A 13910-nucleotide genomic window follows, 5' to 3' on the forward strand; every position below is an offset into this window, starting at 1 on the left:
ATGCAACAACGACAGCAAGGCTTCACCCTGATTGAAATCATGGTGGTGGTGGTGATCCTCGGCATCCTCGCCGCCCTGGTGGTGCCGCAGGTGATGAGCCGCCCGGACCAGGCCAAGGTCACCGTGGCGCAGGGTGACATCAAGGCGATTGCCGCGGCGCTGGACATGTACCGCCTGGACAACCATGTCTACCCGAGTACCCAGCAGGGCCTTGAGGCGCTGGTGAAAAAACCCTCCGGCATGCCGGCGGCGAAGAACTGGAACAAGGACGGCTACCTCAAGCGCCTGCCGGTCGACCCCTGGGGCAATCCCTACCAGTACCTGGCGCCGGGTAGCCAGGGGCCCTTCGACCTCTACTCGCTGGGCGCGGACGGCAAGGAAGGCGGCAGCGAGAATGCCGCCGATATCGGCAACTGGGATCTCTGAGCAGCCTGATGGTGTCGCTCACCCGGCCCCGTGCGAGCAGCCGCGGCTTCACCCTGGTCGAGCTGCTGGTGGTGCTGGTCATCCTGGGCAGCCTGGTCGGCCTGGCCGTGCTCGGTGTCAGCGATCCGCGCGGCCGGCAGCTGCGTGACGAAGCCGAGCGTCTGAGCGGCCTGCTGGCGCTGCTCAGCGAGGCGGCGCTGCTGGACAACCGCGAGTACGGCTTGCTGGTGAACGACCAGGGCTATCGTGTGCAGTGGTATGACGAAGCCAGTGCTGCCTGGCAGGACAGTCGTGAATACCGTCAGCACCGCCTACCGGCCAGCCTGCGCCTGCACCTGCAGGTCGAAGGCCAGGCGTTGCAACTGGCCAGCGCGGTAACCGAGGAGGCGCCGGACAACCCGCTGCCGGCACCCCAGCTGTTGTTGTTGTCGAGTGGCGAGCTGAGCAGCTTCAGCCTGCAGTTGCAGGGCCGCGAACCCGGCGTAGCCGCCTGGGAGCTGCGCAGCGACGGTTTCCAGCTGCCTATTGCGCAGCGTCTGGAGCAGCGCTGATGGGGCGTACACGGGGCTTCACCCTGCTGGAAGTGCTGGTGGCGCTGGCCATCTTCGCGCTGGTGGCCGCCAGCCTGCTCACCGCCAGTGCGCGCAGCCTGAACAATGCGGCCCGCCTGGAGGACAAGACCCTCACCGGCTGGCTGGCCGACAACCAGCTCAGCCTGCTGCAGTTGCAGGAAGCCGCCCCCGCGGTGGGGCGTGAGGTGCGCAGCCTGGAATATGCCGGGCGGCGCTGGTGGCTGTTGCAGGAGATCAGCAGCACCAGCGATCCCGGCCTGTTGCGGGTGACCCTGTGGCTGGCGCCGGGTGCCGGACCGGGCCGCGCAGCGGAGATCGAGACGGCGGCCGTGCAGCGTCTGGTCGGTTTTCTCGGGGTGGCCCGCTGATGCGTTATCGCCAGGCCGCCGCCTTCACCCTGCTGGAATTGCTGATCGCCATCGCCATCTTTGCCCTGCTTGGCCTGGCCAGCTACCGCATGCTCAGCACGGTGCTGGCCAGCGACGAGGCGCTGCGTCGCCAGGAACAGCAATTGCGCGAACTGGTGCGCGGTATGGCCGCGCTGGAGCGCGATCTGGCTCAGGCGGGTGCCCGCCCGGTGCGCGATGGCTATGGTGAGCCGCAAGCGGCGCTGCGTGGGGATAGCGAACAGGGCATGCTGGAGTTTACCCGTCTGGGCTGGCGCAACCCGACCGGACAGCCACGCAGCCAGTGGCAACGGGTGCGTTGGCAATATCGCGACGGGCAGCTGCAGCGCGTGTACTGGAATGTCCTGGATCGCGCCCAGGACAGCCCGCCACAGCAGCAGGTGGTGTTGCCGGCGCTGGATGGCCTGCGCCTGGCCTTTCTCGATGATAACCAGCAATGGCTGGACAGCTGGCCGGCCGACGACTCCGCCCGGCAGCGCGCCCGCTTGCCGCGCGCGGTGCGCCTGGTGCTGCAGCATCCGCGCTATGGCGAACTGGAGCGCGTCCTGCGTTTGCCCGACAACCCGGCGCAAAGCCCGCTGGGCAACCCGGAGGAGGCGCCATGAAGCGCCAGCGCGGCGTTGCGCTGATTACCGTGCTGCTGGTGGTGGCGCTGGCCAGTCTGGTCACTGCCGGGCTGGTGCTGCGCCAGCAGTTGAGCATTCGCAGCAGCACTAACCAGCTGCTGGCGCGCCAGGCCTGGCACTTTGCCCTAGGTGGCGAGGCGCTGGCGCAGGCCATTCTGTGGCGCGACCAGCAGGCCGCGACGGATCCTACGCGCAGCACCGACCACCTCGGCGAGGCCTGGGCGCGCGCCCAGCCACCCTTTGCCCTGGAGCAGGGTGAACTGCTGTTGCGCATTGATGATCTGGCCGGGCGCTTCAATCTGAACAGCCTGCTGCGCGATGGCCAGGCCAATCCGCAGGCCGTGCAGCGCCTGCGCCGCTTGTTACTGCGCCTGCAAATCGACACACCCTATGCCGAACGCCTGCTCGACTGGATTGACGAGGACCAGCAGGCCAGTGGCGGCTACGGCGCCGAAGACAATCAGTACCTGTTGCTGCAGCCGCCCTACCGGGCCGGCAATCGCTGGCTGGGCGATGTCTCCGAACTGCGTCTGCTGCTGGATATGAGTGAGCGTGATTACCGGCTGTTGTTGCCGCATGTCAGTGCGCTGCCGGCCGAGGTTGGCCTTAACGTCAATACGGCCAGTGCCCTGTTGCTCAGCTGTCTGGCCGACGACCTCGACCTGGCCAGTGCGCAAAGCCTGGTCGAGGCACGAGGCGAACAGGGCTTTGCCGACCTGCAAGCCTTTCTCGCCCAGCCGGCGCTGGTCGGGCGCACGGTGGACAGCGATGGTCTGGCGGTGACCAGCCAGTATTTCCGGGTGCGCAGCGAAGTGCGTCTGGGTGAGCGTCGTCAGTTGTTGTGGAGTACCTTGCAGCGTCAGGCCGATGGCCCGCCGCGGGTACTGCAGCGTGATCTTGGCCAGTCGCTGCAAAGCCTGCAGCCGGCCCCCGTAGAGGAACAACCATGAGAGATTGTCTGTTTCTGCCAGCCGATACGCCGCCCGGGCTGAGTGCAGACAGCCTGCTGTACTGGCAGGCGGTGGATGGCCAGGGACGTAGCTTGCGTCTTGCCGAGTGTGCCAGCGTGCTGGGCACGCGCGAGCTGGCGCTGGTACTGCCCATGGAGCAGGCCAGCGCCTGCCTGGTCAGCCTGCCCACGCAAAAAGCCCGCTGGTTACGCCAGGCATTGGCCTACGCGGTGGAAGAGGCGCTGGCCGAGGATGTCGAAGCCCTGCACCTGGCCTTGGGTTCTGTGCAGGAGGATGGGCGCCACCCCGTGCGGATTATCCGGCGCAGCCTGTTGCAGGGCTGGCTGGCCAGCCTGGCAGAGGCCGGCTTGCGTATCGGCGCCATCTATCTGGATGCCGACCTGTTGTGGGCTTCCGGTAGTGAGCTGCTGGTTGATGAGTCGCGCGTCCTACTGGCCAGTGACGATGGCCTGCGCCTGGCGCTGCGCCGGGATGACTGGCCGGCCTTGCAGACGCGCCTGCCCGCGCTGCGCCCGTGCACCGAGGCGGCACCCTGGGCGCAGTTGCTCAATGCGCAGTCACAGGCCATCGACCTGGCCCAGGGTGAGCTGGCCCTGGCCCAGCCTGCCTCGTCGCGCGCCTGGCGTCCGGTCGCTGCGGTATTGGTCAGCTGGCTGTGCCTGCAGTGGCTGTTTGACCTGGGGCAGGGCCTGTACCTGCAGTACCAGGGTGACCAATATGCCCAGGCCAGCGAGCAGCTATACCGTGAGCTGTTCCCCGAGGACCGCCGCATCGTGCGCCTGCGTGCGCAGTTTGATCAGCACCTGGCGGCGGCCGGTGCGCAGCAGCAGGAACAGTTGCTGAGCCGCCTGCAGCCGTTGATTGAGCCTCTGCAAGCTGCCAGCGGGGTGCAGGTGCAGCAGCTGGACTATCAGGCCGCCGAGGGCAGCCTGGCGCTGCAGGTACAGGCCAGTGATTTTGCCGGCCTGGAGTTGCTGCGTGAGCGGCTCCAGGCACAGGGGCTGCAAGTCGAAATGGGTTCGGCGGGCCGCGACGAACAGGGTGTCAGTGCCCGTCTGCTGATCGGAGGTGACGCATGAGCCTGTGGCAGGATGTGCAGCGTCGTGGCCAGGCATCGCCACTCCTGCAGCGCTGGCAACAACTGGCTGACCGGGATCGCCAGGCATTGCGCCTGCTTGGCCTGGCCCTGCTGCTGGCGCTGCTCTATGTAATGCTCTGGCAGCCGGTGCAGCGCCAGTTGCAGGAAAGCCGGACCTGGCACGCCCAGCAACAGGAGCTCTGGCACTACCTGCAAGCCAATGCCGAGCAGGCCCGTCAGCGCCCGGCGCAGGCTGTTGTGCCGGTTGAGGCCAGCCAGCTGCAAGGCCTGGTAACGCGCACGGCACAGCAGGCCGGATTGCGTCTGGAGCGCTTCGACAGCGACAGCCAGGGTGTACAGGTCAGCCTGGTCGAGGCCGACTTCGCCAGCCTGCTACGCTGGTTGCAGCAGCTGCAGGGGCAGGGCGTTATCTGCCGCGAGGCCAGCCTGACGCGCTTGGGTAACGGTCGCGTACAGGCGCGTCTGCTGTTGGCGGCGGGCTAAGCGGACAGCTCCGCGTTGGCCTGCGCCTGGCGATAGGCGGCGGCTTCGGCCAGCAGCCATTCACGGAGCCGCTGCAGAGCCGGGGCTTCACGGCGTCGTTCGGGAATGATCAGGTAATAGGCCTTGTCGCTGCTGGCGCTAGCGGCCAGCGGGCAGACCAGTCGGCCATCGGCCAGCTCGCGCTCAATCAGAAAGGGTGGGATCAGCGCCATGCCCATACCCAGACTGGCTGCCTGGGCCAGCATGGAAAACAGCTCCAGGCGCGGCCCGCTCATGTCCTGGGCAACCTGCAGACCCTGGCTGGCAAACCACTGGCGCCAGGCATAGGGACGGGTGCTTTGTTGCAGCAGCGGCAGACGTGCCAGGGTGCCGGCGTCCAGCATGGGCAGCCCGGCGATCAGCTGCGGACTGCAGACGGGTTGGGCGTTTTCCGCCATCAGGAAATCGGCCTGGGTACCGGGCCAGTCGGCGTCGCCGTAATAGATGGCGGCATCGAAGTCGCTATCGGCAAACAGGAAAGGCCGGGTGCGACTGGTCAGGTTCACCGTGACATGGGGCTGCTGGCGCTGGAAGTCCACCAGGCGTGGCAGTAGCCATTGCGTGCCGAAACTGGGTACCACCGCCAACTCCAGGCTTTGTTGGCCTTGCTGGCCCATCACCGCCAGCGTGTCGCGCTCCACTGCATCCAGTTGCAGGGCTACCCGGCGGCTGTAGGCCTGCCCTGCATCGGTCAGCTTCACACCGCGCCGCGAACGGCGAAACAGCTCGACGCCAAGAAAGCTCTCCAGGCTGCCAATCTGCCGGCACACCGCGCTTTGTGTGAGTGCCAGCTCGTCGGCGGCCTTGGTGAAGCTCTGGTGGCGGGCGGCCGACTCAAAGGCGATCAACGCGCTGGTGCTGGGTATCTTGCGACGCATAAGTGCGATTTGCTCAAGTGATTAAAGATTTTTGTCCGATTAAAGCTATTACGAAGTGCAATTTATGCACAAGTGCGTGCGAATTAGTCGTTTGCCCGCCGCCGCCGGCTGACCTAGTCTGCAAGGCACATCGACCTAGCACGCAGGTGAGGAGCGTTTCATGACTGGCAAGGCCACGTTCAACTGGCAGGATCCGCTATTGCTTGATCAGCAGCTCAGTGAAGAAGAGCGCATGGTGCGCGACAGCGCCCAGCAATTTGCCGAGGCCAAGCTTGCGCCGCGCGTCCTGCAGGCTTTCCGCCATGAGCAGACGGATCCGCTGATCTTTCGTGAAATGGGCGAGACCGGCCTGCTCGGGGCAACCATTCCCGAAGCCTACGGCGGTAGCGGCCTCAACTATGTGTGCTATGGGTTGATCGCCCGCGAAGTGGAGCGCATCGACTCCGGCTACCGCTCGATGATGAGCGTGCAATCTTCCTTGGTGATGGTGCCGATCTTTGAATTTGGTAACGAAGCCACCCGGCAGAAGTACCTGCCCAGGCTGGCCTCTGGCGAGTTCATTGGCTGCTTCGGCCTGACCGAGCCGAACCACGGTTCGGACCCGGGCAGCATGATCACCCGGGCCCGGAAGGTCGATGGCGGCTATCGCCTGAGCGGCGCCAAGATGTGGATCACCAACAGCCCGATTGCCGACGTGTTTGTGGTCTGGGCCAAGGATGATGCCGGCGAGATTCGCGGCTTTGTCCTGGAAAAAGGCTGGCAAGGCCTGTCCACCCCGGCGATCCACGGCAAGGTCGGTCTGCGCGCTTCGATCACCGGCGAGATCGTCATGGACAACGTGTTCTGTCCGGAAGAAAACGCCTTCCCCGAGGTGCGCGGTTTGAAGGGGCCCTTCACCTGCCTGAACTCCGCACGCTATGGCATCAGCTGGGGGGCGCTGGGCGCTGCGGAGGCCTGCTGGCACACCGCGCGTCAGTATGTGCTGGATCGTCAGCAGTTCGGTCGCCCGCTGGCCGCCAACCAGTTGATCCAGAAGAAACTGGCGGATATGCAGACCGAGATCACCCTGGCTCTGCAGGGCTGTCTACGCCTCGGCCGCATGAAGGATGAAGGCAGTGCCGCGGTGGAAATCACCTCGATCATGAAGCGCAACAGCTGCGGCAAGGCGCTGGATATTGCACGTATGGCGCGCGACATGCTCGGCGGCAACGGCATTTCCGACGAGTTCGGCGTGGCCCGTCATCTGGTCAACCTGGAGGTCGTGAATACCTATGAGGGCACCCATGATGTGCATGCGCTGATTCTCGGGCGAGCGCAGACGGGCATCCAGGCGTTCTTCTAACAGGCCGTGGCAGGTCATACGCTTTACGCGGCAAGGTAATGCCGCTCAAACGGTTGATTTGCACAGCACCTATCCCCGCCGGCGCAAGGAGACGTTGTCGTTCAGGGCAACGCCACTTGCCGCTTGAGGCTTGCAGCGTGAGGCTCCATTTATGTCCGCCCTGTCGCATATCCGCGTGCTCGACTTGTCCCGCGTTCTCGCCGGTCCGTGGGCGGGACAACTGCTGGGTGATCTGGGCGCGGAGGTGATCAAGGTTGAACGGCCGGGCTCGGGAGACGACACCCGGCACTGGGGGCCTCCCTATATAAAGGATGCGCAGGGTAACGACTCCGCCGAAGCGGCCTATTTCCAGAGTGCCAATCGCAACAAGCAGTCGCTGACAGTGGACTTTACCCAGCCGGAGGGTCAGCGCCTGGTGCGTGAGCTGGTCGCGCAGAGCGATGTCCTGCTGGAGAACTTCAAGGTCGGCGGCCTGGCGGCCTATGGCCTGGATTACCCATCGCTCAAGGCCATCAATCCGCGGCTGATCTATTGCTCGATCACCGGCTTCGGGCAGAGCGGTCCCTATGCCAGACGGGCAGGTTACGACTTCATGATCCAGGGACTGGGCGGCCTGATGAGCCTGACCGGTATTGCAGAAGGTGAAGAGGGCGCCGGGCCGATGAAGGTGGGGGTGGCGCTGACCGATATCCTCACCGGGCTTTACGCCACGGTAGGTGTACTGGCCGCACTGAATCAGCGAGAGCAATCCGGTATCGGCCAGCATATCGATGTGGCGCTGCTGGACGTGCAGGTGGCCTGCCTGGCCAATCAGGCGATGAACTACCTGGTGACGGGTGTAGCGCCCAAGCGTCTGGGTAATGCACACCCGAACATCGTGCCTTACCAGGACTTTCCCTCGGCCGACGGCAACTTCATCCTGGCGGTGGGCAATGACGGGCAGTTCCGTAAGTTCTGTGAAGTCGCCGGCATCCCCGAGCTGGCCGATGATCCGCGCTTTGCCAGCAACCAGGCGCGGGTGGCGAATCGTGGCGAACTTATTCCGCGGCTGCGCCAGGCTACGGTATTCAAAAGCACGGCGCAGTGGATTGAGCTGCTGGAAGCGGCGGGCGTGCCCTGCGGGCCGATCAATGACCTGCACCAGGTGTTTGCCGATCCGCAGGTGCAGTCGCGAGGCTTGCGCTTCGAGCTGGCCAACGCGCTGGGTAGCCATACCCCGCAAGTCGCCAGTCCGCTGCGGCTTTCCGCTACGCCGGTGACCTACCGTCTGGCGCCACCCCTGCTTGGGCAGCACACTGAGGCCCTGCTGCAGTCCCGCCTGGGAATGAGCCTGGCGCAGATCATGGCGCTGCGTGCGGCGGGGGTTGTTTGAGCGGCTGCTAAGCTGCGCGGCTGTTTATCTGGGCGCTTTGTGCAGGTTTTTCTCCATCAGGGGTTTACAGTCTGCTGTGCTCATGTAGAATGCGCGCCTCGCTAAGACGAACCGCAGGTTTGGCTAAGCGATAAGTTGTTGAAATGGAAAGAAAATTTCCTGAAAAACAGCTTGACTGAGCAAGGCGACGCGGTAGAATGCGCGCCACACCGAAGCGAAAGAAATTAAGCCAAGGTTGCTCTAAGCGGTTGATAAGAAACGAAAAATTCTTCAAAAACAGCTTGACAGATTGAAGGGCTGCTGTAGAATGCGCGGCCTCGGTTGAGACGAAAGACTTGATCGAAACGCTCTTTAACAAATTGAATCAAGCAATTCGTGTGGGTGCTTGTGGAGTAAGACTGATGTCGCAAGATTATCAGTATCACAAGTAACACTCGTGAATTCGAGAGTTTTTTGCGATTGCTGAGCCAAGTTTAGGGTTTTCTCAAAACCCAATCAGTATTGAACTGAAGAGTTTGATCATGGCTCAGATTGAACGCTGGCGGCAGGCCTAACACATGCAAGTCGAGCGGATGAGGGGAGCTTGCTCCTTGATTCAGCGGCGGACGGGTGAGTAATGCCTAGGAATCTGCCTGGTAGTGGGGGATAACGTTCCGAAAGGAACGCTAATACCGCATACGTCCTACGGGAGAAAGCAGGGGACCTTCGGGCCTTGCGCTATCAGATGAGCCTAGGTCGGATTAGCTAGTTGGTGAGGTAATGGCTCACCAAGGCGACGATCCGTAACTGGTCTGAGAGGATGATCAGTCACACTGGAACTGAGACACGGTCCAGACTCCTACGGGAGGCAGCAGTGGGGAATATTGGACAATGGGCGAAAGCCTGATCCAGCCATGCCGCGTGTGTGAAGAAGGTCTTCGGATTGTAAAGCACTTTAAGTTGGGAGGAAGGGCAGTAAGTTAATACCTTGCTGTTTTGACGTTACCAACAGAATAAGCACCGGCTAACTTCGTGCCAGCAGCCGCGGTAATACGAAGGGTGCAAGCGTTAATCGGAATTACTGGGCGTAAAGCGCGCGTAGGTGGTTTTGTAAGTTGGAGGTGAAATCCCCGGGCTCAACCTGGGAACTGCCTCCAAAACTGCATGACTAGAGTACGGTAGAGGGTAGTGGAATTTCCTGTGTAGCGGTGAAATGCGTAGATATAGGAAGGAACACCAGTGGCGAAGGCGACTACCTGGACTGATACTGACACTGAGGTGCGAAAGCGTGGGGAGCAAACAGGATTAGATACCCTGGTAGTCCACGCCGTAAACGATGTCAACTAGCCGTTGGGTACCTTGAGTACTTAGTGGCGCAGCTAACGCATTAAGTTGACCGCCTGGGGAGTACGGCCGCAAGGTTAAAACTCAAATGAATTGACGGGGGCCCGCACAAGCGGTGGAGCATGTGGTTTAATTCGAAGCAACGCGAAGAACCTTACCTGGCCTTGACATGCTGAGAACTTTCCAGAGATGGATTGGTGCCTTCGGGAACTCAGACACAGGTGCTGCATGGCTGTCGTCAGCTCGTGTCGTGAGATGTTGGGTTAAGTCCCGTAACGAGCGCAACCCTTGTCCTTAGTTACCAGCACGTTATGGTGGGCACTCTAAGGAGACTGCCGGTGACAAACCGGAGGAAGGTGGGGATGACGTCAAGTCATCATGGCCCTTACGGCCAGGGCTACACACGTGCTACAATGGTCGGTACAAAGGGTTGCCAAGCCGCGAGGTGGAGCTAATCCCATAAAACCGATCGTAGTCCGGATCGCAGTCTGCAACTCGACTGCGTGAAGTCGGAATCGCTAGTAATCGTGAATCAGAATGTCACGGTGAATACGTTCCCGGGCCTTGTACACACCGCCCGTCACACCATGGGAGTGGGTTGCTCCAGAAGTAGCTAGTCTAACCTTCGGGGGGACGGTTACCACGGAGTGATTCATGACTGGGGTGAAGTCGTAACAAGGTAGCCGTAGGGGAACCTGCGGCTGGATCACCTCCTTAATCGAAGACACAGCTTCTTCATAAGTTCCCACACGAATTGCTTGATTCACTTGCGAAAAGCGATTGGGTTTAGACCCGAGAGTACGATTGGGTCTGTAGCTCAGTTGGTTAGAGCGCACCCCTGATAAGGGTGAGGTCGGCAGTTCGAATCTGCCCAGACCCACCAATCGAAGGGGCCATAGCTCAGCTGGGAGAGCGCCTGCTTTGCACGCAGGAGGTCAGGAGTTCGATCCTCCTTGGCTCCACCATTTACTCTAATCGCTGAAAGCTCAGAACTGAGCATCTGGTCTTAATGGCTTGGATGTTGAGTTCTGGACTTTGCGCCAGAACTGTTCTTTAAAAATTTGGGTATGTGATAGAAGTAGACCGATGTGTTGCTTTCACTGGCAGCATGTCGAGTCAAGGTAAAATTTGCGTGTTCTCTATGCAAATTTTCGGCGAATGTCGTCTTCACGTTATAGACAGTAACCAGATTGCTTGGGGTTATATGGTCAAGTGAAGAAGCGCATACGGTGGATGCCTTGGCAGTCAGAGGCGATGAAAGACGTGGTAGCCTGCGAAAAGCTTCGGGGAGTCGGCAAACAGACTTTGATCCGGAGATCTCTGAATGGGGGAACCCACCTGACATAAGTCAGGTATCACACACTGAATCCATAGGTGTGTGAGGCGAACCAGGGGAACTGAAACATCTAAGTACCCTGAGGAAAAGAAATCAACCGAGATTCCCTTAGTAGTGGCGAGCGAACGGGGACTAGCCCTTAAGCTTCTTTGACTTTAATAGAACGCTCTGGAAAGTGCGGCCATAGTGGGTGATAGCCCCGTATATGAAAGGGTCTTAGAAGTGAAATCGAGTAGGACGGGGCACGAGAAACCTTGTCTGAATATGGGGGGACCATCCTCCAAGGCTAAATACTACTGACTGACCGATAGTGAACCAGTACCGTGAGGGAAAGGCGAAAAGAACCCCGGAGAGGGGAGTGAAATAGAACCTGAAACCGTATGCGTACAAGCAGTGGGAGCCTACTTTGTTAGGTGACTGCGTACCTTTTGTATAATGGGTCAGCGACTTATATTCAGTGGCAAGCTTAACCGAATAGGGGAGGCGTAGCGAAAGCGAGTCTTAATAGGGCGTTTAGTCGCTGGGTATAGACCCGAAACCGGGCGATCTATCCATGGGCAGGTTGAAGGTTAGGTAACACTGACTGGAGGACCGAACCGACTACCGTTGAAAAGTTAGCGGATGACCTGTGGATCGGAGTGAAAGGCTAATCAAGCTCGGAGATAGCTGGTTCTCCTCGAAAGCTATTTAGGTAGCGCCTCATGTATCACTGCTGGGGGTAGAGCACTGTTTCGGCTAGGGGGTCATCCCGACTTACCAAACCGATGCAAACTCCGAATACCAGCAAGTGCCGAGCATGGGAGACACACGGCGGGTGCTAACGTCCGTCGTGAAAAGGGAAACAACCCAGACCGTCAGCTAAGGTCCCAAAGTTATGGTTAAGTGGGAAACGATGTGGGAAGGCTTAGACAGCTAGGAGGTTGGCTTAGAAGCAGCCATCCTTTAAAGAAAGCGTAATAGCTCACTAGTCGAGTCGGCCTGCGCGGAAGATGTAACGGGGCTCAAACCATACACCGAAGCTACGGGTGTCACGTAAGTGACGCGGTAGAGGAGCGTTCTGTAAGCCTGTGAAGGTGAGTTGAGAAGCTTGCTGGAGGTATCAGAAGTGCGAATGCTGACATGAGTAACGACAATGGGAGTGAAAAACTCCCACGCCGAAAGACCAAGGGTTCCTGCGCAACGTTAATCGACGCAGGGTTAGTCGGTCCCTAAGGCGAGGCTGAAAAGCGTAGTCGATGGGAAACGGGTTAATATTCCCGTACTTCTAGTTACTGCGATGGGGGGACGGAGAAGGCTAGGCCAGCACGGCGTTGGTTGTCCGTGTTTAAGGTGGTAGGCTGATTTCTTAGGCAAATCCGGGAAATCAAGGCCGAGAACTGATGACGAGCGTTCTTTTAGAATGCGAAGTGGTTGATGCCATGCTTCCAGGAAAAGCCTCTAAGCTTCAGGTAACTAGGAACCGTACCCCAAACCGACACAGGTGGTTGGGTAGAGAATACCAAGGCGCTTGAGAGAACTCGGGTGAAGGAACTAGGCAAAATGGCACCGTAACTTCGGGAGAAGGTGCGCTGGTGAGGGTGAAGTATTTACTACGTAAGCCCATGCCAGTCGAAGATACCAGGCCGCTGCGACTGTTTATTAAAAACACAGCACTCTGCAAACACGAAAGTGGACGTATAGGGTGTGACGCCTGCCCGGTGCCGGAAGGTTAATTGATGGGGTTAGCGCAAGCGAAGCTCTTGATCGAAGCCCCGGTAAACGGCGGCCGTAACTATAACGGTCCTAAGGTAGCGAAATTCCTTGTCGGGTAAGTTCCGACCTGCACGAATGGCGTAACGATGGCGGCGCTGTCTCCACCCGAGACTCAGTGAAATTGAAATCGCTGTGAAGATGCAGTGTATCCGCGGCTAGACGGAAAGACCCCGTGAACCTTTACTGTAGCTTTGCACTGGACTTTGAGCCTGCTTGTGTAGGATAGGTGGGAGGCTTTGAAGCGTGGACGCCAGTTCGCGTGGAGCCATCCTTGAAATACCACCCTGGCATGCTTGAGGTTCTAACTCTGGTCCGTTATCCGGATCGAGGACAGTGTATGGTGGGCAGTTTGACTGGGGCGGTCTCCTCCCAAAGAGTAACGGAGGAGTACGAAGGTGCGCTCAGACCGGTCGGAAATCGGTCGTAGAGTATAAAGGCAAAAGCGCGCTTGACTGCGAGACAGACACGTCGAGCAGGTACGAAAGTAGGTCTTAGTGATCCGGTGGTTCTGTATGGAAGGGCCATCGCTCAACGGATAAAAGGTACTCCGGGGATAACAGGCTGATACCGCCCAAGAGTTCATATCGACGGCGGTGTTTGGCACCTCGATGTCGGCTCATCACATCCTGGGGCTGAAGCCGGTCCCAAGGGTATGGCTGTTCGCCATTTAAAGTGGTACGCGAGCTGGGTTTAGAACGTCGTGAGACAGTTCGGTCCCTATCTGCCGTGGACGTTTGAGATTTGAGAGGGGCTGACCTTAGTACGAGAGGACCGGGTTGGACGAACCTCTGGTGTTCCGGTTGTCACGCCAGTGGCATTGCCGGGTAGCTACGTTCGGAAGAGATAACCGCTGAAAGCATCTAAGCGGGAAACTTGCCTCAAGATGAGATCTCACTGGAGCCTTGAGCTCCCTAAAGGGCCGTCGAAGACTACGACGTTGATAGGCTGGGTGTGTAAGCGTTGTGAGGCGTTGAGCTAACCAGTACTAATTGCCCGTGAGGCTTGACCATATAACACCCAAACAATTTGGCTGTTAGACGGTTGAAGTCGACAAACCGAAAATTTGCCTGAACACGCAATACCAAGACATCACATACCCAATTCGCTGTAGCGCCTCAAAACGATACAGCAACAAAATTGCTTGACGACCATAGAGCGTTGGAACCACCTGATCCCTTCCCGAACTCAGAAGTGAAACGACGCATCGCCGATGGTAGTGTGGGGCTTCCCCATGTGAGAGTAGGTCATCGTCAAGCACCTATACGAAACCCCAGCTTCGAAAGA

Annotated in this window: 10 protein-coding genes, 2 tRNA genes and 3 rRNA genes; 14 read left to right on the forward strand and 1 reads right to left on the reverse strand. The window is 59.7% G+C overall.

Going from position 1 to position 13910, the window contains the following annotated elements; translation table 11 throughout:
• From gspG to gspM, 7 genes are read left to right on the forward strand one after another with little or no spacing between them, the layout of a single operon-like run.
• Entirely contained in the window at positions 1 to 426 is a 426-nt protein-coding gene (gspG, locus tag CW360_RS12725) for a type II secretion system major pseudopilin GspG (RefSeq protein WP_093986157.1), read from the forward strand.
• Between the two features lie 8 nt (positions 427 to 434).
• Positions 435 to 977, forward strand: a complete 543-nt coding sequence (gene gspH, locus CW360_RS12730) for a type II secretion system minor pseudopilin GspH (RefSeq protein WP_101193955.1) — start codon at positions 435 to 437, stop codon at positions 975 to 977.
• A complete protein-coding gene (gene gspI / locus CW360_RS12735) occupies positions 977 to 1366 on the forward strand; it encodes a type II secretion system minor pseudopilin GspI (RefSeq protein ID WP_101193956.1) in 390 nt (129 codons plus the stop codon). Before gspH ends, gspI begins: the two co-directional genes overlap by 1 nt.
• Positions 1366 to 2010, forward strand: coding sequence for a type II secretion system minor pseudopilin GspJ (gene gspJ, locus CW360_RS12740; RefSeq protein ID WP_101193957.1), 645 nt, complete (start codon positions 1366 to 1368; stop codon positions 2008 to 2010). The genes gspI and gspJ overlap by 1 nt, the downstream gene beginning before the upstream one ends.
• Complete coding sequence (gspK, locus tag CW360_RS12745) at positions 2007 to 2981, forward strand: type II secretion system minor pseudopilin GspK (RefSeq protein WP_101193958.1); 975 nt, start codon at positions 2007 to 2009, stop codon at positions 2979 to 2981. Before gspJ ends, gspK begins: the two co-directional genes overlap by 4 nt.
• Entirely contained in the window at positions 2978 to 4081 is a 1104-nt protein-coding gene (gene gspL, locus CW360_RS12750; protein WP_101193959.1) for a type II secretion system protein GspL, read from the forward strand. Before gspK ends, gspL begins: the two co-directional genes overlap by 4 nt.
• The gene (gspM, locus tag CW360_RS12755; protein WP_093986163.1) at positions 4078 to 4584 is read left to right on the forward strand and encodes a type II secretion system protein GspM; all 507 of its coding nucleotides are present in this window, start codon (positions 4078 to 4080) and stop codon (positions 4582 to 4584) included. Before gspL ends, gspM begins: the two co-directional genes overlap by 4 nt.
• Here the strand turns inward: gspM and gcvA are convergent.
• Positions 4581 to 5501, reverse strand: coding sequence for a transcriptional regulator GcvA (gene gcvA / locus CW360_RS12760; protein ID WP_101193960.1), 921 nt, complete (start codon positions 5499 to 5501; stop codon positions 4581 to 4583). The genes gspM and gcvA overlap by 4 nt on opposite strands.
• 160 nt (positions 5502 to 5661) lie before the next feature.
• Here gcvA and CW360_RS12765 point away from each other — a divergent pair, with 160 nt between their 5' ends.
• The 7 genes from CW360_RS12765 (at position 5662) to rrf (ending at position 13882) form a co-directional block, all read left to right on the forward strand.
• Positions 5662 to 6843 (forward strand): acyl-CoA dehydrogenase, encoded by a 1182-nt coding sequence (locus CW360_RS12765; protein ID WP_093986165.1) that lies wholly within the window; start codon positions 5662 to 5664, stop codon positions 6841 to 6843.
• Positions 6844 to 6994: 151 nt separating this feature from the next.
• Entirely contained in the window at positions 6995 to 8215 is a 1221-nt protein-coding gene (locus CW360_RS12770) for a CaiB/BaiF CoA transferase family protein (RefSeq protein WP_101193961.1), read from the forward strand.
• Between the two features lie 503 nt (positions 8216 to 8718).
• A 16S ribosomal RNA gene (locus CW360_RS12780) occupies positions 8719 to 10255 on the forward strand.
• Between the two features lie 89 nt (positions 10256 to 10344).
• Positions 10345 to 10421, forward strand: a tRNA-Ile gene (locus CW360_RS12785).
• 6 nt (positions 10422 to 10427) lie between these two features.
• Positions 10428 to 10503 (forward strand) — tRNA-Ala (locus CW360_RS12790).
• 241 nt (positions 10504 to 10744) lie between these two features.
• Positions 10745 to 13636: ribosomal RNA gene (locus CW360_RS12795) — 23S ribosomal RNA — on the forward strand.
• A 130-nt stretch (positions 13637 to 13766) separates the two neighbouring features.
• Positions 13767 to 13882: ribosomal RNA gene (rrf, locus tag CW360_RS12800) — 5S ribosomal RNA — on the forward strand.
• The 16S, 23S and 5S rRNA genes sit together here with 2 tRNA genes alongside, the layout of an rRNA operon.
• Positions 13883 to 13910 lie beyond the last annotated feature (28 nt).

It is taken from the genome of Pseudomonas fluvialis, assembly GCF_002835605.1.
Lineage (GTDB): Bacteria > Pseudomonadota > Gammaproteobacteria > Pseudomonadales > Pseudomonadaceae > Aquipseudomonas > Aquipseudomonas fluvialis.

Bases quoted from the DNA above. Each gene is read 5' to 3' on its own strand.
- CW360_RS12765 (WP_093986165.1), top strand. From the start codon at position 5,662: ATGACTGGCAAGGCCACGTTCAACTGGCAGGATCCGCTATTGCTTGAT.
- gspL (WP_101193959.1), top strand. From the start codon at position 2,978: ATGAGAGATTGTCTGTTTCTGCCAGCCGATACGCCGCCCGGGCTGAGT.
- CW360_RS12770 (WP_101193961.1), top strand. From the start codon at position 6,995: ATGTCCGCCCTGTCGCATATCCGCGTGCTCGACTTGTCCCGCGTTCTC.
- gspI (WP_101193956.1), top strand. From the start codon at position 977: ATGGGGCGTACACGGGGCTTCACCCTGCTGGAAGTGCTGGTGGCGCTG.
- gspM (WP_093986163.1), top strand. From the start codon at position 4,078: ATGAGCCTGTGGCAGGATGTGCAGCGTCGTGGCCAGGCATCGCCACTC.
- gspG (WP_093986157.1), top strand. From the start codon at position 1: ATGCAACAACGACAGCAAGGCTTCACCCTGATTGAAATCATGGTGGTG.
- gspK (WP_101193958.1), top strand. From the start codon at position 2,007: ATGAAGCGCCAGCGCGGCGTTGCGCTGATTACCGTGCTGCTGGTGGTG.
- gspJ (WP_101193957.1), top strand. From the start codon at position 1,366: ATGCGTTATCGCCAGGCCGCCGCCTTCACCCTGCTGGAATTGCTGATC.
- gspH (WP_101193955.1), top strand. From the start codon at position 435: ATGGTGTCGCTCACCCGGCCCCGTGCGAGCAGCCGCGGCTTCACCCTG.
- gcvA (WP_101193960.1), bottom strand. From the start codon at position 5,501: ATGCGTCGCAAGATACCCAGCACCAGCGCGTTGATCGCCTTTGAGTCG.